The following is a 21,665-nucleotide window of genomic DNA, read 5'->3' on the forward strand; positions in this document are numbered from 1 at the left end:
GTCAGACAGGTCCTTGGCCACGTAACTGATGACCGTCGCCGATCACGATGTACTTTTCGCAGGTCAGACCCTCAAGGCCGACCGGGCCGCGGGCGTGCAGCTTATCAGTAGAAATGCCAATCTCGGCACCCAATCCATATTCAAAGCCATCGGCGAAGCTGGTCGGTGCGTTGACCATCACTGAACTGGAGTCAACTTCGGCCATGAAACGTCGGGCCTGAGTCTGATTTTCAGTGACGATGGCGTCGGTGTGGTGTGACCCATAGTGATTGATGTGTTCAATGGCCTGATCCAGGCCATTGACGACCAAAATCGACAAAATCGGCGCCAGGTATTCGGTGTGCCAGTCTTCTTCAGTAGCTGGAACGGCATCAATCAACGCTTGTGTGCGCTCGCAACCGCGCAATTCAACACCTTTTTCCCTCAGTTGCGCAGCCATTGGCGGAAGAAAATCAGCCGCCACAGCCGCATCGACCAGCAAGGTTTCCATCGCGCCACAGATGCCGTAGCGGTAGGTCTTGGCGTTAAAACAGATGCTCTGGGCGTTGGTCAGGTCTGCGTACGCACTCACATAAACATGGCAAATACCGTCCAGGTGCTTAATAACCGGCACCCGCGCATCCCGACTGACGCGCTCAATCAAGCCTTTGCCGCCGCGTGGAACAATGACGTCAACATACTCGGGCATGGTGATCAAAGCCGCAACGGCTTCGCGGTCAGTGACTTCGACGACCTGAACCACCGCCGCCGGCAAATCGGCTGCCGCCAAACCACGCTGGATGCAGGCAGCGATTGCGCGGTTGGAGTGAATAGCTTCGGAGCCGCCGCGCAGGATCGTGGCATTGCCAGACTTGAGGCACAAGCTAGCTGCGTCGATGGTCACGTTGGGGCGAGACTCGTAAATAATCCCCACCACCCCCAACGGCACCCGCATTTTGCCGACTTGAATACCGGACGGGCGAAAGCTCATGTCGCGGATCGAACCTATTGGGTCTGGCAGGTTAATCACCTGGCGCAAACCAACGATCATGTTGTCGATGCGTGCCGGAGTCAGGGCCAGACGCTCAAGCATGGCCGGAGAAAGGCCGTTGGCCCGGCCCGAAGCCAAGTCCAGTTCGTTGGCAGTAGAAAGCTCAGCGCGAGCTTCATCCAACGCAGCAGCAGTGGCCTGCAATGCATGGTTTTTCTGCGCGGTGCTGGCACGGCCGATTACGCGCGAAGCTTCGCGGGCAGCTCGACCCAGGCGGGTCATGTAGTCAAGAACGGACTCAGTCATGGTCTCAGAGGTCTTGGCGTAGAGGAAAGCGGCCGATTATAGCTGTCGAGCAGGAGTAACGACAGCAGTGGCAGGCGGATGGTCGATAACAGCGGTGAAATAGTGAGAAGAATTTCATGTTTCATGCCATGCCCGCGACGACGGACGACCGCTTGACCGTGTCGTGACTTGCGCAGGCAAACCCGCTCACACAGAATTGCGACCAGCCAAAGACGATGTAGGCGTTGGCTTGCCGCCGAAAATGTCGATGCATACCGCACGGGTTTATCTCGACAACCGGGGTCAACCCCGTTCAGCGTCGATTAAGACACGTGTTGTTATCATCACACCCCATTCGCCGATCATTTCCGTAGATGCCGATGCCTGACTACGTGCCTAACCCGCTCCCTGACTCGTTTTTCGACCGTGATGCACAATTGCTTGCCCGTGGTCTGCTGGGCAAGGTTATCCGCCATCGAGTAGGAATCGCCCCGAATTTTTTGTGGCTGTCGGCAGTGATTATCGAAACTGAAGCGTATTACGCAGCAGAACGGGGGAGCCACTCATCGCTGGGGTACACCGAAAAGCGCAAGGCATTGTTTCTAAGCGGCGGCCACATTTATATGTATTACGCCCGCGGCGGCGACTCACTGAACTTCAGCGCCGGTGGGCCAGGCAACGCGGTGCTGATTAAGTCGGCCTACCCGTGGGTCGATACGCTCTCCGATAGCATCAGCCTCTCCCACATGTTGCTTAACAATCCGAATGCCAACGGCACGTTGCGCAAGCCAGAACGCTTGTGCGCGGGGCAAACCCTATTGTGCAAGGCATTGGGGCTTAAGGTTGCGATGTGGGACGCCAAACGCTTTGATTGCGAACAATTGTTCGTCGACGATGTCGGAGCAGCGCCGATACATATTATTCAAACCACGCGACTGGGCATCCCCGAAGGCCGGGACGGACACCTGATGTACCGTTTCGTCGATGCTACCTATGCAAGGTTCTGTACACGTAACCCCCTGCGACGTGGACAGCTGGAAGGCCGTGACTATTTCTTACTGGAACAAGGAAGCTAAAACATGGGCTCATGGCTCGACAGCATTACCGGTTGGTTGACGGCAAATCCCTCGTGGTTGGGTACGGCGATTTTTCTTATAGCGTGTTTCGAATGCCTGGCAATTGTCGGCCTCGTCGTGCCGGGCACCGTGTTCATGTTCGCCGTTGCGGTATTGGCCGGCAGTGGTTCGCTGCCGCTTGGCGAAACACTGTTATTAGGATTTGCAGGTGGACTGCTGGGCGACATCTTGTCGTACTTCCTCGGCAGACGTTTTCATCAGAATATTCGCCGATTGCCAGGGTTGCGACACCACCCGGAATGGATCGACCGTGCCGAAATCTATTTTCAGCGTTACGGCATTGCCAGTTTGCTGGTTGGGCGCTTCATCGGGCCGCTGCGTCCCATGCTGCCGATGGTCGCTGGAATGTTCGACATGCCGTTTTTTCGATTTTTAGCCGTCAGCCTCGTCGCCGCGGCCGGCTGGTCTGTCGTTTTCTTGCTGCCCGGCTGGGCAACGGGTGCGGCTATCCGCTTGCCGCTGCCACAAGGGTTTTGGCCCCAGGCCGGAATAGTTGGCGCCGGGCTTGCTGCCTTGCTGGGCGTGAGTATCCACAGCAGCGTCGCAGGCAAGCGCTACGCCACACGGTTGATTGCGCTGCTGAGCCTGGTAATGCTGATTGGCCTATTCATCGGCTGGCCATACCTTGCGCAGTTTGACCAAGGCTTGATGTCGTTGGTACAGGAACACCGCAACTCAGCCGCCGACCCATTCGCGGTGATGATCACTCGACTCGGTGACTTCAAAACCCAGGTTGTGATAACGATCGTGTTACTTGGCCTGCTGTTGGCTCTTCGACAGCGGCGACAAGCAACCTTTGCGATGGGCGCCATTTTAGGCTCGGCACTGGTCAACACCCTCGTAAAATGGGCGGCGGCGCGTGCTCGCCCCGACGTGATACTTGACCCCATCACGAGCTACAGCATGCCGAGCGGTCACAGCTCCGGCTCGTTTGCGATGTTTATGGTGCTGGCGATTCTGGCTGGGCGCGGCCAACCGCTGCGCTTTCGTCTCACATGGCTGCTAGTGGGTAGTATTCCAGCGTTAGCGATTGCGATGTCGAGGGTTTATTTAGGCGCGCATTGGCCTACAGACGTACTGGCCGGCGCCACGCTGGCGTTCTTTATGTGCGCAGCCAGCTTGACGCTCATTCAGCGCCAGGAACCGTTGCGACCCATGCCGACAAAAGTCTGGTGGATCATTCTGCCTTCGCTGGTTGCGGTGTATGGTTTCTTCGCGCTACATGCCTTAGCCAACGCCATCAGTCAGTATCAGTATTGAGCACAACCTGGCGATCTAAACGTGCAGATCGCCTTGCATTTCGTCGAGCAAGTCCTGGATCGCGTTGAGGCGCTGCTGTGCGTCACTGAGTTCAAGAAGCTCAACTTTGTCTTCTTCGGTAAATGGCAATAGATACGCCAACTGATTGGCCAGCGACTGCTGGCCAATAGCAGTAACGCCCATGTTCAGCGCAGCAACCATCGGATGCTCGGCCAGCGCAGACAGCAACGCCATCAAGTCCGCGTCCCGCTCCTGCAACGGATGATCTTGAAGTTCATCGAGCCATTCAACTTGCGCCACTATCAATTGATCGCGCTGAACATCGCTGCTGACGACCCTAAAGCGTCTTGCGCCCTCCACGCGAATCCCCAACAAGCCATTTTCTTGCTGCTGGAAATCACGCACCAACGCCTCGCATCCAATCAGTGCATAGCCATCGGGGGCCTGAGCGACGTATTCGTGGTCGAGAATGCACACAACACCGAAACCCTCACCCTTTTTCATGCAGCGACCAATCATGTCCAGATAACGCGCTTCGAACAGCTGCAAATCCAGGGTGCAGCCGGGGAATAACACGGCGTTGAGGGGAAATAACGGCAGCATATAGAATTTCCTTAAACGAATAACGACACAGCCAGGGGAAGAAACACCGCCGTGGCAACGCCCATCAAGCTCATTGCCAGCGCAGCAAATGCGCCGCACTCCTCGCTTTCCTGCAGCGCCACCGAGGTGCCGACGGCATGAGCGGTCAAGCCCAGGGCCATACCGCGCGCCGCATGATTCTGAACACCTATTACAGACAGCAAGCCCGGGCCGAAAATGGCACCGATAACGCCAGTAATCAACACAAACACCGCAGCCAATGGGGCAACACCACCAATTTGCTCAGCTACCAGCATCGCTATAGGCGAGGTTACTGACTTAGGCGCCATAGTCATCAAAATCATGTGCTCGGCGCCAAATAACCAGCCCAGCGTCACGCCAAGGGACGTTGCCAACACACCGCCAATAATCAGCGTAGTAAACGTCGGCCAAAATAATTGCTTGATCCGTCGTAAATTCAGATAAAGCGGCACAGCCAAGGCGACGGTAGCCGGGCCTAACAGAATGCTTAGAATCTCCGTACTTTTGCGGTACTCAACATAAGTCAGGCCACAACTGATCAATATGCCAATCACCAACACCATCGAAATGAGCACTGGCTGCAAAAATATCCAGCGGGTTTTCTCATAGGCCGCCAACATTAGCTGGTACGCGCCTAACGTAATCGCAATTCCGAACAGCGGATGATGAATAACCGATCCCCAGGCACCACTCCAGCCGATACTCATGGAGTCACCCGACGTCGCGTCTGACGCTGAATCAACTTCTGCATCAGCCAACCGACGAAGGCCAGCGACAATAACAATGACAACACAAGCGACCCGACAATGGCCCAGAAATCTGCAGCAATATCGGCGGCGTAGACCATCACCCCCACCGCTGGCGGCACTAGCAGCAAGGGCAGATAACGCAAGAGGCTGCTGGCGGCAAGGCTGATTGACTCATCGACTTCACCACGAATCATGAGAAAGACCATCAGTAACACCAGACCGATAATCGGCCCTGGCAGGACTGGAAGGAACAGGTGATTAAGCCCGGTACCCACCAATTGAAACAGCACCAACCAAGTCAGACCTCTGAGCAACATAAATAACTCCAACTAATTTGCGGCGCCATTATAGGCATGCCGTGGTGATGGCTGATAAATCGGCATTCGCCAAGCGCATACATCCTTGACCATCCCGATGACCCGTGCTGATCTTAGAACCTGATACGCCGACAATGACGCTATCAACTTGCAATAAATGACAGGCCCGACAACCACTTTAATAAGAAAAAACAAGGAGAGTACCCATGCCATTTGTACCCGTCGAAGAACTCAAAACCTATGCAGGCAAGGAGCTAGGGTGTTCCGAGTGGCTCACCATTGATCAAGAACGTATCGATCTGTTCGCTGAAGCGACGGGCGACTTTCAGTTTATCCACGTCGACCCTGAAAAAGCAGCTCAAACGCCGTTTGGCAGCACCATCGCCCACGGTTTTCTGTCGCTATCGCTGATCCCAAAACTCATGGAAGACCTGTTCGTGGCGCCTGAAGGCTTGAAAATGGTGATCAACTATGGCTTGGACAGCGTACGTTTCATCCAACCCGTAAAAGTTAATTCGCGGGTTCGACTGAACGTTTCCATCGCTCAAGTGACTGAGAAGAAGCCTGGTCAATGGCTGATTAAAGCTATTGCCACTCTGGAAATTGAAGGTCAGGAAAAACCTGCCTACGTCGCCGAACCGCTGTCGCTGTGCTTCGTATAAGTCGCTAAAAACGCAAAACGCGGCTCACTCGCAATGTATTTGCCTCTATAAGCAACCACATAGCTGCGGCATACTCCCCGTGGCTGTGTGAGCGCGACTGCTCGAAGACCGTATTCACACGCCTGGAATCCTATTTTCGAGATCAACCATGCGCGCGCTCGCTTCACTCGCTCCACTGGCAATCATCCTACTACTCGTCGCTTGCGGTGAGGGCGAACCGTTATCGCCCCCCGACGCCCGCCTGCCCGATGGCGGCCGTTATCGCGGGGAGGTGGTCAACGGTCTACTGCAAGGGCGGGGCCGAGTGGATTATCCCAACGGTAGCTGGTACGTCGGTCAATTTCAGAATGGTCAGTGGCACGGCGAAGGTGAATGGCACGCCAGCAACGGCGAGGTCTATCGCGGCCAGTTTCAAAACGGGCTATTTCATGGTTTCGGTACGTTGACCACCAGCACCGGCAGCTATGTGGGCGGCTTCAAACTCGGCCGACGTGATGGTGAAGGCACACTCAAAGAGCCTGGGGTGACCTATCGTGGCGAATTCAAAGCCGACCAATACGACGGGCTTGGCCATCTGGAGCTTGATGACGGCAGCCAATATCAAGGCTTGTTCGCCCATGGCAAACCCAATGGCGAAGGGCAACGCAGCGACGCCAGCGGTAATCAATTCGCCGGCAAATTCGTCAGCGGTCAGTTGGAAGGCAACGGCAGCTTTAACAGCGCCGATGGCGACCAATACGTCGGCGGCTTCCATGACAATCAACTGCAGGGCAGAGGCCGCTATGAAAATAGCGATGGCGACGTCTGGATAGGGCAGTTCAAAGACGGCGCGCTCGGCGGCCAGGGCCAGTTGATTGGCGCCGATGGTAGCCGTTACGAGGGGCAATTCGCCAACTGGCGCTTCTCCGGGGAAGGCCGTTTGCGCCTCGCCGATGGCAGCGTGTATCAGGGCGGGTTCCTTGCTGATAATTATGAAGGCCGAGGTGTCCTGAGCCTGCCGGACGGGGCAATACAAAGCGGGATCTGGAGTAACGGTCAGCGGGTGCGTGATGCCCAAGGTAAATTGCTGCCCGATTCGCTGGAAATCGGTTTACTCGCCCAAGGCTCCTTACTGGACAAAGCTTTAGCTGCTGTTCCAGCATCGACCCCTGCCGTAGAGCTTTATACATTGGTGGTGGGTGGCGATGGCAAGCAGAGTGTGTTCATGCGCGAAGCCGACTACGTCAGCAACCTGCTGGCGACACGCTTCGGCGCCTACGGGCAAATCAGCCTGGTCAATCATCGCGACCACATGGGTGATCGTCCATTGGCCACCCGAGAAAGTATCAGTCGGGCTGTGCAGACGCTGGCACAGCGCAGTGGTCCCGAAGACCTGATATTTATCTACCTGACCAGTCACGGTACACATAATCATGAGTTGGTCCTTGATCAACCACGCCTGGAGCTGACAGATTTACCCGCAGACGAACTTGCCGCTGTTCTTGCTCCCTTAAAAGGACGAGACAAGATCGTAGTGATATCAGCGTGTTACTCGGGCGGCTTCATTCCGGCTATCAAAGACGATCGAACTTTGGTCATCACTGCGTCACGGTCCGACCGAGTTTCGTTTGGGTGCTCGGAAGAGGCCGACTTTACCTATTTTGGTGAAGCCCTTTTTGCCAAAGCATTGGCCGAGACAGATGACCTGCAACAAGCTTTTAATCTAGCCAAAGTGTATGTCGCGGCCCGAGAGGCCAGCGACAACTTCGAAGCATCGGAACCACAAATCTGGGCACCTAAAGCGGTACTCGCACACTGGCAGCAGTTGAGAAAAACCCAGGCACAACGGGCACTTTCTGCCTCGCTGGTCCGCAAGGACGCAAAAATTATAAGCAGCCACTAAACTGCAGCGTATTGAGGGAGAAACATTATGTATTTGACGCCCCAACACATTCTGCTAAGCGGTGCCACTGGATTGACCGGCGAACATTTACTTGATCGTTTGCTCAACGAACCCACCGTCAGTCGTGTACTTGCTCCAACTCGCCGCCCACTTGCTGACCATCCCCACCTGGAAAACCCAGTAGGGGAACTGACTGCCTTGTTACCCGCGTTAGCTGGCCCGGTAGACATCGCCTTTTGTTGCCTGGGCAGTACGATCAAACAGGCAGGGTCCAAAGAAGCCTTTCGCGCCATCGACTTCGATTTGGTGGTGGCGTTCGCCCACCGAGCCCGTGAGCTGGGCGCGCGGCATTTGGTGGTAATGAGCGCGGTGAACGCAGACCCGGCATCCAGCATTTTCTATAGCAAGGTCAAAGGCGAAGTGGAACAAGCGCTCATGGCTCAAGGCTGGCTACAACTGACCATCGCCAGGCCCTCGCTGCTGATCGGCGAGCGTTCGGAACAACGTTTGGCCGAACAATTGGCAGCGCCCTTCGCTAAATTGATTCCAGGCAAATACAGAGGCATCGACGCTTGTACCGTAGCCCGCGCGCTATGGCGCCTGGCGCTGGAAGAACAGAACGGCGTACGCATTGTCGAGGCACAAGAGTTGAGTAGGTTGGGCAAGTAAACGTGCGGCGCTGTCGGAACGATCTTCGGCTGCTTCCGGTAGTTCCAATCAATAAATTTTTATAATTCAATGTCATGCACTACAAACCACCCGTCGCTGAATACCCTACACCCAGTACGCTTAACAGCGACAACGGTAAAAGGAGGGTATCGAGCAAAGCACTTGCCGGCAGGTCGACGCGGGGCCAATCGGGGGCTTCGGCGCCAAAGCGGTCTTTAGCGCAGCATCCGCCTTCTATGGCGTACAAATCCAGTCGCATGCCCGAGTAAACCACCGGCGCACCTGGTTGGGCAGCGTCGAGGGTTCGGGCCGTTGCGCAGCCGGTCAGGTTTAACAGCATCAAGCTCAGTAACAGTGGCTTATTCATCGGCGCTCAAATGGTGTTCGCCCCAACGTGGCAGCATGTCTTGGGGGATATTCAACAGATTCAGAATCCGCGCGACAACGAAATCAATGAGGTCGTCGATGGTCTGTGGTTGGTGATAAAAGCCCGGCGACGCAGGCAAAATCACCGCCCCCATGTTCGACAGTTTGAGCATGTTTTCCAGATGAATACTTGAGTAAGGCGCCTCACGCGGTACCAGAATCAACTGGCGTCGCTCTTTCAGCGTCACGTCCGCAGCGCGCTCAATAAGATTGTTACAGGCGCCGGTGGCAATTGCCGACAAGGTGCCTGTCGAGCATGGCACCACCACCATTGCAGCCGGAGAGCCTGAGCCGGAAGCGACGGATGACATCCAGTCTTCCTTGCCATACACCCGAATCTGCCCGGCGGCGGCACCGGTATACTCGGTCAAAAACGCCTGCATCATCATCGTCTTTGGCGGCAACGAAACGTCGGTCTCGGTCGCCAGTACCAACTGTGCCGCCTTGGAAATCAGAAAATGCACTTCTCGCTCTTCCCTTACCAAGCAGTCGAGCAAGCGCAAACCATATTGCGCACCAGACGCGCCCGTCATCGCTAGAGTTATACGCTCAGGACCACTCATTTCAGTGCCTCCGCCAATTTGCTATGTAAACCGCCAAATCCGCCGTTGCTCATGATTACCACCTGGGTACCCGGCTTAGCCTGGCTTTTGACTTTGGCGATGATGGCGTCGAGGGACTCACATACCACCGACGGCACCGAACACAAAGCGGCCGTAGCGGCGAGATCCCAGCCCAGATTAGCAGGGGCATACCAAATGACCTGATCAGCCAGATGCACGCTGTCCGGCAAACCGTCCCGGTGGGCGCCGAGCTTCATTGAATTGGAACGTGGCTCAATGATCGCAATCAAGTGGGCATCGCCGATGTGTTTGCGCAGGCCATCAAGTGTTGTAGCAATGGCTGTCGGGTGGTGGGCGAAGTCGTCATAAATAGTCACGCCGTTGACTTCGGCAACCTTTTCCATGCGCCGCTTGACGCTTTTGAACGCACTCAGCGCTTCAACGCCCTGCTTGGGCACGACGCCGACATGTCGCGCGGCTGCCAACGTCGCCAGGGCATTGGCCACGTTGTGTTGGCCGGTCATGTCCCACTCGACCACACCCTGCACAACGCCTTCAAAAATCACTTCAAACCGCGAACCGTCCTCGCTCAACAAACGCGCTTGCCACTGGCCTCCCTGGCCAGTGGTTTGCACAGGTGTCCAACAGCCCATCTGAATGACCCGCAACAGAGCGGGTTCGGTGGTGGGATGAATCACTAACCCTTCACTTGGAATGGTCCGCACCAAGTGATGAAACTGCCGCTCAATCGCCGGCAGATCAGGAAAGATGTCAGCGTGATCGAATTCAAGGTTATTCAAAATCACGGTGCGCGGGCGGTAGTGGACGAACTTGGAACGCTTATCAAAAAAGGCGCTGTCGTATTCGTCGGCCTCCACCACGAAAAACGGTGTATCTCCCAGGCGAGCAGAGACTGCGAAATTCTGCGGTACACCACCAATCAAAAAGCCAGGGCTCATGCCCGCATGTTCCAGTACCCAGGCGAGCATGCTGCTGGTGGTGGTTTTACCGTGGGTACCGGCGACGGCCAAGACCCAACGACCTTGCAACACATGATCAGCCAGCCATTGCGGACCCGACACATACGGCAGGCCCTTATTCAGCACGTACTCCACCGCAGGATTGCCCCGCGACAACGCGTTCCCAATCACCACCACATCAGGTGCCGGGTCCAGCTGCGCCGCGTCGTAACCCTGAGTCAGTTCAATGCCTTGCGCCTGCAACTGGGTGCTCATGGGCGGGTAAACGTTAGCGTCCGAGCCTGTGACCCGATGGCCCTGTTCCTTAGCGAGCACCGCCAACGAACCCATGAAAGTCCCGCAAATACCAAGAATATGAATATGCATGATCAACCTCGTAAAACATGGGCGCAGGTTAGCGTAGCGAGCGGTGTGTGGCGAGGGGGCAGCCCTTGTCATGAACGAATGCAGGCCTGTCGTTGCGCATTCGAGAGCATGTCGACTGGGTATCCCTTACCATCAATGCCCCTGAGCGAAGCAGGGACATTTTTGCACGGTTAACGGGTGACCGATGCCCACTTCCAATTGAAAGACCGGGCGGTCACGAGTTTGGGCTAGCGCTCTATCCCGTGTTTACGAAGTTTGCGATACAAGGTATTGCGGCTAACGCCTAATTGTTCGGCAGTGTGGGTCATGTGCCAGCGCTGCTCTTCCAGCACGGCCAACAGCGCAGTGCGCTCAGCGTCGTCCAGTGGGTGCTCGCTTACCAGTGTCAACGAGGCAGACGCGACGTTTTTTCGGATAGCGCCAGGCAACTCATCCAAGCCAATACGCTGCTCATCGCACAACGCGATTACGGTCCGTAGTACCGTGCGCAGCTGTCGCACGTTTCCCGGCCAAGCGAAATCCAGCAGCGCGCGACGGGCCGACTCTTCGAGCACAACGACCTGACCTCCAGCCTCTTCTGCCAGTAAAAAATCCAGTAGTTGCGACTTATCGCTGCGTTCACGTAACGCAGGCAACGCGATCTCAAGACCATTGAGGCGGTAATACAAATCCTCGCGAAAACTGCCGTCGGCCACCCGCCCCAGCAGATTACGGTGAGTCGCACTAATAACCCGCACATCTACCGCAAGAGGTTCGCCGCCGAGTGGGACGACCAGACGGTCTTCCAGCACCCTTAATAGACGCGTTTGCAGCGCCAGCGGCATGTCGCCGATTTCGTCGAGAAACAATGTTCCACCATCGGCCTGCTGCAGCTTGCCGCGCATGCCTTCTTTACGGGCACCGGTAAAACTGCCGCCGCGATAGCCGAACAACTCGCTCTCAATCAAGCTTTCAGGAATTGCGGCACAGTTGAGGGCCACGAACGGTTTGTCGCTGCGTAGGCTTGCTTGATGCACGGCCTTGGCAAAGGCTTCTTTACCCGAGCCGGTTTCGCCGTTGACCAACAAGGGCACGTCGCGCTCAAACACCCGCAGCGCTCGACGAAAATCATTTTGTAACGCTGGGTCGGCCAAGCAAATACCGCTCAACCGCGGCGTGACGGTGGGCGTTAGGGGCGCCAACGTTAGCGGAACGTTGCGCGGTTGCCCGCGCAACAAAGCAAACAAACGCCGACCGTCGCGGGTACGCAACGGCCAAGTGGCGGTGGGCTGGGCACTGCCGCGAGCGAATAACTGATCCATCGAACAATCAAATAAAGCGTTAACCGCTTGGCCAAGCAGGTTGCCGCGACCATAACCTAGAAGATTCAGAGCGCTCTGATTAACAGCGCTGACAAGCCCTTCGCCGTCAAATGCCATCAGTCCTTCGCTGAACAAACCGACCGATTGCGCCTGAAGATGAAAGCGCAGCAGCCATTGGTCATCGCAATGATGCAAAAAATAGCTGCGCTCGATCACCTTAGCGGACAGGTTGACCAGCGCCATCGTGTGAAACTGGCTCTGCCTGGATACGTCATGCCGCGCCGACGAAACGTCCAGCACCGCGAGCAAATCGCCATGTGGATCGAATACTGGGCTCGCCGAACAAGTCAGACCAGTATGGCGGCCACGAAAATGTTCTTCTTGGTGAATGGTCAATGATTGGCGCTCGACCAAGCAGGTGCCGATGCCGTTAGTGCCTTCACACTCCTCGCTCCAGTCAGCCCCAAGCCACAGCCCCGCGCGTTCGAAAATGGTGTGTTCAGTAGGTGCGGTAACACAGTTGAGAATGATCCCGCGGGCGTCGGTTAACAACACCGCGTGCCCAGCGCCCGAAAGCTGCTGGTGCAGGCTGTTCATTTCGCCGCCTGCAAGGCTCAGCACCTGCTGCATCCGCTCGCGGCGCTCAAGCAATCGACCATGCTCAAGCACCGTGGGGGCAATGGTCAGCGCCGGATCGAGATGGTGTTCCTCAAGACAACGCAGCCAAGAGCGAGCGATAGATGGATCGCTGCTCGGACCTCGCAAATGGGTTTTGCCCTGTGCGAACGTAAGGACTTGTCGGGCATGGCGTGTTAAATGGTCACTTTGCACTTTTTATTATTCTCCAGTGGAGTTGCCGCAAGCATCCTCCACGACAACCTGCTTTGCAATGTGACCCGTTGTTCAGCCATAGCGCTGTACCGAGAACGGTACAAAGTGTCACGCAGTTCGTCCCAGCAATGAGACAAAGAGGATATTTTATCGCGATAAATTTGAGGCAAACCCCTATAAAACCTACGTTTCGCGGCGCTGGCCCGACCTTTGCTCTACGCTTTACCTAAGCGCCAAAGCGCGTACTCCCCTATAAACACAAAAGCCAGGAGACACTCATCATGCGTTACGCCCATCCCGGAACTGAAGGCTCCATCGTTTCCTTCAAAAGCCGCTACGGCAACTACATCGGTGGCGAATTCGTGCCGCCGGTCAAAGGCCAATATTTCGAAAATATTTCGCCAGTCAACGGCAAGCTGATCGCCGAATTTCCACGCTCCAGCGCTGAAGACGTCGATAAAGCCCTCGATGCCGCACATGCTGCTGCCGATGCATGGGGTAAAACGTCGGTTCAGGCGCGGTCGTTGGTCCTGCTGAAAATCGCAGACCGTATCGAGCAAAACCTGGAACTGTTGGCCGTTACTGAAACCTGGGACAACGGCAAAGCGGTTCGTGAAACCCTGAACGCCGATATCCCATTGGCCGTCGATCACTTCCGTTACTTCGCCGGCTGCCTGCGCGCGCAAGAAGGCAGCGCAGCAGAAATCGATGGCAACACCGTGGCTTATCACATTCATGAACCACTGGGCGTGGTCGGCCAAATCATTCCGTGGAACTTTCCATTGCTGATGGCCGCCTGGAAGCTTGCACCGGCGTTGGCTGCCGGTAACTGCGTGGTGCTGAAGCCTGCCGAGCAAACTCCTTTGGGCATCAGCGTCCTAATGGAATTGATTGGCGACCTTCTGCCACCAGGCGTGCTGAATATCGTTCAGGGTTATGGCCGCGAAGCTGGCGAAGCACTGGCCAGCAGCAAGCGCATCGCCAAAATTGCTTTCACCGGTTCGACGCCTGTTGGCTCGCACATTATGAAGCTGGCGGCGGAAAACATAATTCCGTCCACCGTAGAGCTGGGCGGCAAATCGCCGAACATCTTCTTTGAAGACATCATGCAAGCCGAGCCAGAGTTCATCGACAAAGCCGCTGAAGGCATGGTCTTGGCGTTCTTCAACCAAGGGGAAGTTTGCACCTGCCCGTCGCGGGCACTGGTGCAAGAGTCGATTTACCCTGAGTTCATTAAAGCCGTGCTGAAAAAGGTCGAGCAAATCAAACGTGGCGACCCGCTGGATACCGACTGCATGGTTGGCGCCCAGGCCTCCGAACAGCAATTTGACAAGATTCTTTCGTACCTGGAAATCGCCAAGGGCGAAGGGGCCGAGTTGTTGACCGGTGGTAGCGTCGAAAAACTCGAGGGCGACATGGCTGGCGGTTATTACATCCAGCCGACGCTGCTCAAAGGCAACAACAAGATGCGCGTCTTTCAGGAAGAAATCTTCGGCCCAGTGGTCAGCATCACTACGTTCAAAGATGAAGCTGAAGCCATTGCCATCGCCAATGACACCGAGTTCGGCCTGGGCGCTGGCCTGTGGACCCGTGACATCAACCGCGCTTACCGCGTCGGCCGGGCACTGAAAGCGGGGCGCGTATGGACTAACTGCTATCACTTATATCCAGCACACGCTGCATTCGGTGGCTACAAAAAGTCCGGCGTAGGCCGCGAAACCCACAAAGTTGCACTAGAGCACTATCAGCAGACTAAAAACTTGTTGGTCAGCTACGACACTCATCCGCTGGGCTTCTTCTAAGTCCACACTTTAAACGGTTGCTCATAATCTCCGGTCAGTTGCGGCTAGTTCGCGACTGGCGCGGGGGTTGCATGCGTTTAACCATCGAGCAGCAGTACTCGTATTGAAAGTTAACTAAACCAATAATGCTGACGCGAGGACTTATGACTACTACAACAACGCTCAAACCAACACTGGGTACCCTGCATTTATGGGGTATTGCAGTAGGACTGGTAATTTCCGGCGAATATTTCGGATGGAGTTACGGTTGGGGTGCGGCAGGGACGCTGGGGTTTTTAATCACTACGTTAATTGTCGCCACGATGTACACCTGTTTTATTTTCAGCTTTACCGAACTCACCACCGCGATTCCTCATGCGGGCGGCCCGTTTGCCTATAGCCGCCGAGCCTTTGGTGAAAAAGCCGGGTTAATCGCTGGCATAGCGACCTTGATCGAGTTTGTCTTTGCACCCCCCGCCATCGCCATGGCCATCGGCGCTTACTTGAACGTGCAGTTTCCAGAGTTGGACCCGAAACTCGCGGCCGTCGGCGCGTACATCATCTTCATGGGCCTGAACATATTAGGCGTTAGCATTGCCGCCACCTTTGAATTGGTGGTGACTGTATTGGCTGTCCTTGAACTGCTGGTTTTCATGGGCGTGGTCTTGCCTGGCTTCAGTTTTAGTAACTTTGCCCTTAACGGCTGGTCGGGTGCCGACACTTTTAGCGTCGGCTCGGTGCCGGGTATCTTCGCCGCCATCCCCTTCGCTATCTGGTTCTTTCTCGCCATCGAAGGCGCCGCCATGGCTGCCGAAGAAGCCAAAGATCCCAAGCGTACAATCCCCAAAGCTTACGTCAGCGGCATTTTAACCTTGGTGTTCCTGGCGATTGGCGTGATGGTCATGGCCGGCGGTGTAGGCGATTGGCGTCAGCTATCGAACATTAACGATCCGCTCCCGCAGGCGATGAAAGCTGTAGTCGGGACTAACTCCAGCTGGATGCACATGCTGGTATGGATTGGTTTATTCGGCCTGGTGGCGAGCTTTCACGGCATTATCCTCGGCTACTCTCGGCAGTTTTTCGCCCTGGCGCGTGCCGGCTACCTGCCAAAAAGTCTGGCTAAACTCTCGCGATTCCAGACACCGCACCGGGCCATTCTGGCCGGTGGAGTGATCGGTATTGCCGCGATCTACAGCGACGGCTTGGTTAACTTACAAGGCATGACCCTGACGGCAGCGATGATCACCATGTCGGTGTTTGGGGCCATTGTGATGTATATCATCAGCATGCTCAGCCTGTTTAAACTGCGCAAAACCGAACCGTTGCTGGAGCGTACCTTTTTGGCGCCGGGCTACCCTATCGTGCCGGGCATTGCGCTGTTTCTGGCATTGGTGTGTCTGGTAGCGATGGCATGGTTCAACGCAGTCATCGGTTTAGTCTTCCTTGGCTTCATGGTGGCAGGCTTCATCTACTTCCAATTGACCGCCAAACAACGCTCCGATGCTCCAGCGGACGCTATGCTGACAGGGATCTAAGTTGCTCCTGTGCCGGGCCCCGCCCGGTACAGGCCCCATTCAAGTGCAGGCCAGTCGCCCGGCGCGCACTGGTAGAGCCACAGGAGGACTTGGTCCATGGCTGCGTTTGCCCACACCGTCGGTGCCCAAACTTACCGTTTCGATAACCTCAAAGAGCTGATGGCCAAAGCCAGCCCCGCACGTTCGGGGGATTTTCTGGCAGGTATTGCGGCACTCAACGACGGCGAGCGAGTGGCCGCGCAGATGGCGCTGGCCGATACCCCGCTCAAGCATTTCCTTGAAGAAGCGTTGATTCCTTACGAAAACGACGAAGTCACCCGACTGATCATTGATACCCACGACACACTGGCTTTTGCGACCGTCAGCCACCTGACTGTCGGCGGCTTTCGCGACTGGTTGCTTAGCGACCACGCCAATGAAGACAGCCTACGCGCCTTGGCGCCCGGCCTGACCCCGGAAATGACTGCCGCCGTGTCGAAGATCATGCGCGTGCAAGATTTGGTGTTAGTGGCGCAAAAGATCCGTGTGGTCACCCGTTTCCGCGGCACTATGGGCTTGCGCGGGCGCTTATCTACCCGGCTGCAACCTAATCACCCTACCGACGAACCCGCTGGAATCGCCGCCAGCATTCTTGATGGTCTGCTCTACGGCAACGGCGATGCAATGATCGGCATCAATCCGGCCACGGACAGCACGGCGTCGATCATTGCGCTGCTGGAAATGCTCGACGCGATCATCCAGCGCTACGAGATTCCGACCCAAGCCTGCGTGTTGACCCACGTCACCACCGCGATCGAAGTGATCAATCGCGGTGTGCCTCTGGACCTGGTGTTTCAATCCATCACTGGTACTGAAGCGGCCAATGCCAGTTTCGGGATCAATCTGAATGTTTTGCAGGAAGGCTACGAAGCGGGTCTGAGCCTGAATCGCGGCACTCTTGGGCACAACCTGATGTATTTCGAGACCGGCCAAGGCAGCGCGCTGTCGGCCAATGCCCACCACGGCGTCGATCAACAAACCTGCGAAACCCGCGCCTATGCAGTGGCCCGGCATTTCAATCCGTTCCTGGTCAACACCGTGGTTGGTTTCATCGGCCCGGAATACCTTTACAACGGCAAACAGATCATCCGTGCAGGGCTTGAGGATCACTTTTGCGGCAAGTTGCTGGGCGTGCCCATGGGTTGCGACATCTGTTACACCAACCATGCCGAAGCCGATCAAGACGACATGGACACTTTGCTAACGCTGCTGGGCGTGGCCGGGATCAACTTCATCATGGGTATTCCGGGCTCCGACGACATCATGCTCAACTACCAAACCACGTCGTTTCACGATGCATTGTATGCGCGGCAAACCCTTGGCCTGCGGCCCGCGCCTGAATACGAAGCCTGGTTGGCAAAAATGGGCATCTTCACTCAGGCCGACGGCCGCGTGCATTTCGGTGACAGCCTGCCACCCGCCTTTCGCCACGCGCTGGCAAACCTTGGATGAGCGAACTGACCCATGGCTGAAAAACCTGTTTTGCCCAGCAACAGCCAGAATCCCTGGCTTGAATTACGGCGCCTGACCCCGGCCCGGATTGCCCTCGGACGCACTGGAACCAGCCTGCCCACGAGCGCGCAGCTGGATTTCCAATACGCTCACGCTCAAGCGCGGGACGCCGTCCATCTTCCTTTCGATCACTCGGGACTCAGCGCGCAACTGGCAGCACGTGGCCGCGAAACACTGCTGTTGCACAGCGCGGCGATGGACCGGCACAGTTATTTGCAGCGCCCAGACTTAGGCCGCCGTTTGGATGATGCCTCTGCCCAGCAACTGCGCGACTACTCGGCAGCCCATCCCGGCGGCGTCGATGTGGCGATCGTGGTGGCGGATGGCTTGTCATCCTTGGCAGTGCATCGACATACATTGCCGTTCTTGCAGCGCATGGAAGAGCAGACTGCCGCCGAGGGCTGGTCACTGTCTCCCGTGATATTGGTGGAACAAGGCCGAGTCGCCGTAGCTGATGATATCGGCGAGCGATTGGGGGCAAAAATGGTAGTAATCCTGATTGGTGAACGCCCTGGCCTTAGTTCTCCTGACAGCCTAGGCCTGTATTTCACTTACGGACCAAAAGTTGGCCTGACCGACGCGTCCCGCAATTGCATTTCCAATGTACGTCTAGAGGGGTTGAGCTACGGCTTGGCGGCCCATCGTTTGTTGTACTTGATGCGTGAAGCCTGTCGGCGGCAACTGTCCGGGGTGAGCCTGAAAGACGAAGCGCAGCTTCACACACTGGAATCGGCCCCTTCAGCACCGATAAAAAACAATTTCCTGCTGGCGAAACCTAAAGACTGAGCAGCATTGGATTGCGCTTTCTAAAAGGTTTAGGCAGCATCGAAGCCCACTGACACACCCCGTTGACTTGCCATTCCTCTCATTGCCGTGAAGTTGAGGCCCAAATATGCGGATTATCCAAGCCACTCTCGAGCATCTGGACCTTCTGACTCCGCTGTTCGTCAAATACCGCGAGTTTTATGGCGAGCTGTCGTACCCCGATTCATCCCGCGCCTTTTTAGAAAAACGTCTACGCCGCAAAGAGTCAGTGATCTACCTGGCATTACACGATGATGACGATAAAAAAGTGCTCGGCTTCTGCCAGCTTTATTCAAGTTTTTCATCGCTGTCGCTTAAGCGCGTGTGGATTCTCAACGACATCTACGTCGCCGAAGACGCCCGTCGCCAGTTGGTCGCTGATCACTTGTTAAAGAGCGCAAAGAAAATGGCCAAAGATACCCAAGCGGTGCGCATGCGTGTCTCCACCAGCAGCAGCAATAAAGTGGCGCAGAAGACCTATGAATCTATTGGGTTCAAGATCGACATACAATTTGTTAACTACGTGCTGCCGATCAGCGAGGATTGAGATTACTTCACAGAACCTCGGCGTCCATGAATATTGTCGGGATCGCTGAGCCGAAACATCCTGATACGCTCCATGACAAACTGTTCCAGCAAAGCCCAGCTCGCCCCCTATAATGCAGCCCTTGAAGTACTCCCCTTTTAAGCGCTCGGCCCAAACATGGGTCATGTACACAGGTGCCGCACATGGATTTCAACCCGATTGACGTTATTTTGCATCTCGATGTTTACCTCGACATGCTCGTGACTAACTACGGCACCTGGATCTACGCGATCCTGTTTTTGGTGATTTTCTGCGAAACCGGGCTAGTGGTCATGCCTTTCCTGCCGGGCGATTCGTTGCTGTTCATCGCCGGCGCAGTGGCGGCGGGGGGTGGTATGGACCCGGTTCTGTTGGCTGGTTTACTGATGCTGGCCGCGATCCTTGGCGACAGTACTAACTACATCGTCGGCCGAACAGCGGGAGAAAAATTATTCAGCAACCCGAACTCAAAAATATTCCGTCGCGATTACCTGAATAAAACTCATGACTTCTACGAGCGCCATGGCGGAAAAACCGTGACGCTGGCACGCTTTCTGCCAATCATTCGCACCTTCGCGCCTTTCGTCGCAGGCGTCGGCAAAATGACCTATCTGCGGTTTTTCCTCTTTAGCGCGCTGGGCACTGTCGCCTGGGTTGGTGGGTTGGTAACCCTGGGCTACTTCTTCGGCAACGTTCCGTTCATCAAGAAGAACCTTTCGTTATTGGTCGTGGCGATCATTCTTCTGTCACTGCTACCCATGATCATTGGTGTGGTTCGTGGGCGCCTGGCCTCTCGCTCGGCTAATGCGCGCTGACACGCTATGTGGTCACTCAGCGCTTGGCATCGACGCCGGATTCTCGACCAGCATCCAGTAGATGACGACGTATGGAATCGCGTGCTGCACCGGCTCGCGATTCTGGACGGGCTGACCGCCGACCAACATCAGCAGTTACTCGAATGCAGCGTGTTGTTCCTGCGAGACAAACACCTGACAGCCTTGCCAGGCGTCGAACTCAATCAAGAGCAGCGTCTGTTTCTTGCCGCTCAGGCACAACTGCCGCTGCTTAACCTTGGCGACTTGAACTGGTACCGGGGTTTTCACGAAGTGCTGCTATACCCTGGCGACTTCGTCAGTCCGCAACGCCATCGCGATGCCAGCGGCGTCGAGCATGAGTGGGAAGGCAAGCACAGCGGAGAAGCGTGGTCTCAAGGCCCGGTGATTCTGGCTTGGCCTGGCGTGCTATCCAGCGGCAGTTGGAACGGCTCCAATTTGGTTATCCACGAACTGGCGCACAAACTCGACATGCTCAATGGATCAGCCGACGGCTTTCCGCCACTGCACAGCGACATGCGTAACAGTGACTGGGCCAGCGCCATGCAAAGCGCCTACGACCACCTCAATCAGCAACTGGACTATCACCCCCACAGCCCACCGGCCATTGATCCGTATGCGGCGCAAAACCCGGCGGAGTTCTTTGCGGTCACCAGCGAATACTTTTTCAGCGCCCCCGATGCTCTGTTCAAGGCCTTCCCAGCTGTTTACGAGCAGCTCAAAGCCTTCTATCGTCAGGATACTTTGAGCCGGCTGCACCAACTTCGGCGCGAGCATCACGCGCACAACACACACGACTAAGGTCTAGGGCCTATGGGCCCATTGCCATGCGTGGCAACGGGCCTTGAATATGCCTATAATCGCGGCCACTTTTTGATCTTCTGATCAAAGCCTGACTGGTTAACTACGGGGGCAACGCCCAATGAGCTACAGCAAAATTCCGGCTGGCAAAGACCTGCCGAACGACATCTACGTCGCGATCGAAATTCCGGCTAACCACGCGCCGATCAAATACGAAATCGACAAAGAAACCGATTGCCTGTTCGTTGACCGTTTCATGGCCACCCCGATGTTTTACCCGGCCAACTACGGTTTTATTCCGAACACCCTGGCTGACGACGGTGATCCCCTCGACGTGCTGGTCGTGACGCCTTATCCGGTCACCCCAGGTTCGGTCATCCGCGCCCGCCCGGTCGGCATCCTGCACATGACCGACGACGGCGGCGGCGATGCCAAAGTCATCGCAGTCCCGCACGACAAGCTGTCCCAGCTATACGTTGACGTCAAAGAGTACACCGACTTGCCGCCGCTGCTGCTTGAGCAAATCAAGCACTTCTTCGAGAACTACAAGGATCTCGAAAAAGGCAAATGGGTGAAGATCGAAGGTTGGGGTGATGCTGAAGCTGCCCGTACTGAAATCATGAAGTCGGTGGCCGCGTTTAAAGGCTGATCAACGACCTAAATAGCCTCGGTTTTCTTGCCCGGAAGCCGAGGCTTTTTTTATGCGCGGGATTTGACTGTTTACTCATTAAGCAACACTCCGAGAAACATCCTACACAACAGCACGGAACATGT

Annotated in this window: 21 protein-coding genes; 13 read left to right on the forward strand and 8 right to left on the reverse strand. The window is 55.9% G+C overall.

Annotated features, from left to right (window positions below; all coding sequences use genetic code 11):
• Nucleotide 1 precedes the first annotated feature (1 nt).
• Entirely contained in the window at nucleotides 2-1,276 is a 1,275-nt protein-coding gene (locus RGW60_RS16070; protein ID WP_322205526.1) for a glutamate-5-semialdehyde dehydrogenase, read from the reverse strand.
• 353 nt (nucleotides 1,277-1,629) lie between these two features.
• Here RGW60_RS16070 and RGW60_RS16075 point away from each other — a divergent pair, with 353 nt between their 5' ends.
• Nucleotides 1,630-2,331 (forward strand): DNA-3-methyladenine glycosylase, encoded by a 702-nt coding sequence (locus tag RGW60_RS16075; protein WP_407074074.1) that lies wholly within the window; start codon nucleotides 1,630-1,632, stop codon nucleotides 2,329-2,331.
• Between the two features lie 3 nt (nucleotides 2,332-2,334).
• A complete protein-coding gene (locus RGW60_RS16080; RefSeq protein WP_322205528.1) occupies nucleotides 2,335-3,651 on the forward strand; it encodes a bifunctional DedA family/phosphatase PAP2 family protein in 1,317 nt (438 codons plus the stop codon).
• 15 nt (nucleotides 3,652-3,666) lie between these two features.
• Here RGW60_RS16080 and RGW60_RS16085 read toward each other — a convergent pair whose 3' ends face one another.
• From RGW60_RS16085 to RGW60_RS16095, 3 genes are read right to left on the reverse strand one after another with little or no spacing between them, the layout of a single operon-like run.
• Nucleotides 3,667-4,254, reverse strand: coding sequence for an LON peptidase substrate-binding domain-containing protein (locus RGW60_RS16085; protein ID WP_322205529.1), 588 nt, complete (start codon nucleotides 4,252-4,254; stop codon nucleotides 3,667-3,669).
• An 11-nt stretch (nucleotides 4,255-4,265) separates the two neighbouring features.
• The gene (locus RGW60_RS16090; protein WP_322205530.1) at nucleotides 4,266-4,982 is read right to left on the reverse strand and encodes an LrgB family protein; all 717 of its coding nucleotides are present in this window, start codon (nucleotides 4,980-4,982) and stop codon (nucleotides 4,266-4,268) included.
• Complete coding sequence (locus tag RGW60_RS16095) at nucleotides 4,979-5,341, reverse strand: CidA/LrgA family protein (RefSeq protein ID WP_322205531.1); 363 nt, start codon at nucleotides 5,339-5,341, stop codon at nucleotides 4,979-4,981. Before RGW60_RS16095 ends, RGW60_RS16090 begins: the two co-directional genes overlap by 4 nt.
• Nucleotides 5,342-5,547: 206 nt before the next feature.
• Here RGW60_RS16095 and RGW60_RS16100 point away from each other — a divergent pair, with 206 nt between their 5' ends.
• From RGW60_RS16100 to RGW60_RS16110, 3 genes are all read left to right on the forward strand, one after another.
• Nucleotides 5,548-6,003 (forward strand): MaoC family dehydratase, encoded by a 456-nt coding sequence (locus RGW60_RS16100; RefSeq protein WP_322205532.1) that lies wholly within the window; start codon nucleotides 5,548-5,550, stop codon nucleotides 6,001-6,003.
• Nucleotides 6,004-6,151: 148 nt separating this feature from the next.
• Nucleotides 6,152-7,885 (forward strand): C13 family peptidase, encoded by a 1,734-nt coding sequence (locus RGW60_RS16105; RefSeq protein ID WP_322205533.1) that lies wholly within the window; start codon nucleotides 6,152-6,154, stop codon nucleotides 7,883-7,885.
• Nucleotides 7,886-7,912: 27 nt separating this feature from the next.
• On the forward strand, nucleotides 7,913-8,554 hold the full coding sequence (locus RGW60_RS16110) for an NAD(P)H-binding protein (protein WP_322205534.1): 642 nt from the start codon (nucleotides 7,913-7,915) through the stop codon (nucleotides 8,552-8,554).
• A gap of 79 nt (nucleotides 8,555-8,633) precedes the next feature.
• Here RGW60_RS16110 and RGW60_RS16115 read toward each other — a convergent pair whose 3' ends face one another.
• The 4 genes from RGW60_RS16115 to RGW60_RS16130 form a co-directional block, all read right to left on the reverse strand.
• A complete protein-coding gene (locus RGW60_RS16115; RefSeq protein WP_322205535.1) occupies nucleotides 8,634-8,921 on the reverse strand; it encodes a YceK/YidQ family lipoprotein in 288 nt (95 codons plus the stop codon).
• The gene (ubiX, locus tag RGW60_RS16120; protein ID WP_322205537.1) at nucleotides 8,914-9,543 is read right to left on the reverse strand and encodes a flavin prenyltransferase UbiX; all 630 of its coding nucleotides are present in this window, start codon (nucleotides 9,541-9,543) and stop codon (nucleotides 8,914-8,916) included. Before ubiX ends, RGW60_RS16115 begins: the two co-directional genes overlap by 8 nt.
• The gene (mpl, locus tag RGW60_RS16125; protein WP_322205538.1) at nucleotides 9,540-10,889 is read right to left on the reverse strand and encodes a UDP-N-acetylmuramate:L-alanyl-gamma-D-glutamyl-meso-diaminopimelate ligase; all 1,350 of its coding nucleotides are present in this window, start codon (nucleotides 10,887-10,889) and stop codon (nucleotides 9,540-9,542) included. The genes ubiX and mpl overlap by 4 nt, the downstream gene beginning before the upstream one ends.
• 227 nt (nucleotides 10,890-11,116) lie before the next feature.
• Complete coding sequence (locus tag RGW60_RS16130) at nucleotides 11,117-13,021, reverse strand: sigma-54-dependent Fis family transcriptional regulator (protein WP_322205539.1); 1,905 nt, start codon at nucleotides 13,019-13,021, stop codon at nucleotides 11,117-11,119.
• Nucleotides 13,022-13,302: 281 nt separating this feature from the next.
• On the opposite strand from RGW60_RS16130, the gene RGW60_RS16135 reads away from it, so the two are divergent.
• The 8 genes from RGW60_RS16135 to ppa all read left to right on the forward strand — a co-directional run bounded on the left by RGW60_RS16135 (nucleotide 13,303) and on the right by ppa (nucleotide 21,540).
• Nucleotides 13,303-14,823 (forward strand): aldehyde dehydrogenase family protein, encoded by a 1,521-nt coding sequence (locus RGW60_RS16135; protein ID WP_322205540.1) that lies wholly within the window; start codon nucleotides 13,303-13,305, stop codon nucleotides 14,821-14,823.
• Between the two features lie 143 nt (nucleotides 14,824-14,966).
• Nucleotides 14,967-16,337, forward strand: coding sequence for an ethanolamine permease (gene eat, locus RGW60_RS16140; protein ID WP_322205541.1), 1,371 nt, complete (start codon nucleotides 14,967-14,969; stop codon nucleotides 16,335-16,337).
• Between the two features lie 96 nt (nucleotides 16,338-16,433).
• Nucleotides 16,434-17,828 carry an ethanolamine ammonia-lyase subunit EutB gene (locus tag RGW60_RS16145; RefSeq protein WP_322205542.1) on the forward strand — a complete coding sequence of 465 codons (1,395 nt, stop codon included), beginning with the start codon at nucleotides 16,434-16,436 and terminating at the stop codon, nucleotides 17,826-17,828.
• A gap of 12 nt (nucleotides 17,829-17,840) precedes the next feature.
• On the forward strand, nucleotides 17,841-18,674 hold the full coding sequence (gene eutC / locus RGW60_RS16150) for an ethanolamine ammonia-lyase subunit EutC (protein ID WP_322205543.1): 834 nt from the start codon (nucleotides 17,841-17,843) through the stop codon (nucleotides 18,672-18,674).
• A 106-nt stretch (nucleotides 18,675-18,780) separates the two neighbouring features.
• Entirely contained in the window at nucleotides 18,781-19,239 is a 459-nt protein-coding gene (locus RGW60_RS16155) for a GNAT family N-acetyltransferase (protein WP_322205544.1), read from the forward strand.
• A gap of 182 nt (nucleotides 19,240-19,421) precedes the next feature.
• Nucleotides 19,422-20,072: a DedA family protein gene (locus RGW60_RS16160; RefSeq protein ID WP_322205545.1), complete on the forward strand. Its 651-nt coding sequence runs from the start codon at nucleotides 19,422-19,424 to the stop codon at nucleotides 20,070-20,072.
• Nucleotides 20,073-20,078: 6 nt separating this feature from the next.
• Nucleotides 20,079-20,891 carry a M90 family metallopeptidase gene (locus RGW60_RS16165; protein ID WP_322205546.1) on the forward strand — a complete coding sequence of 271 codons (813 nt, stop codon included), beginning with the start codon at nucleotides 20,079-20,081 and terminating at the stop codon, nucleotides 20,889-20,891.
• A 121-nt stretch (nucleotides 20,892-21,012) separates the two neighbouring features.
• Complete coding sequence (ppa, locus tag RGW60_RS16170; RefSeq protein WP_219062705.1) at nucleotides 21,013-21,540, forward strand: inorganic diphosphatase; 528 nt, start codon at nucleotides 21,013-21,015, stop codon at nucleotides 21,538-21,540.
• Nucleotides 21,541-21,665: the final 125 nt, after the last annotated feature.

The organism is Pseudomonas sp. AB6 (assembly GCF_034314105.1).
Classification (GTDB): Bacteria; Pseudomonadota; Gammaproteobacteria; order Pseudomonadales; family Pseudomonadaceae; genus Aquipseudomonas.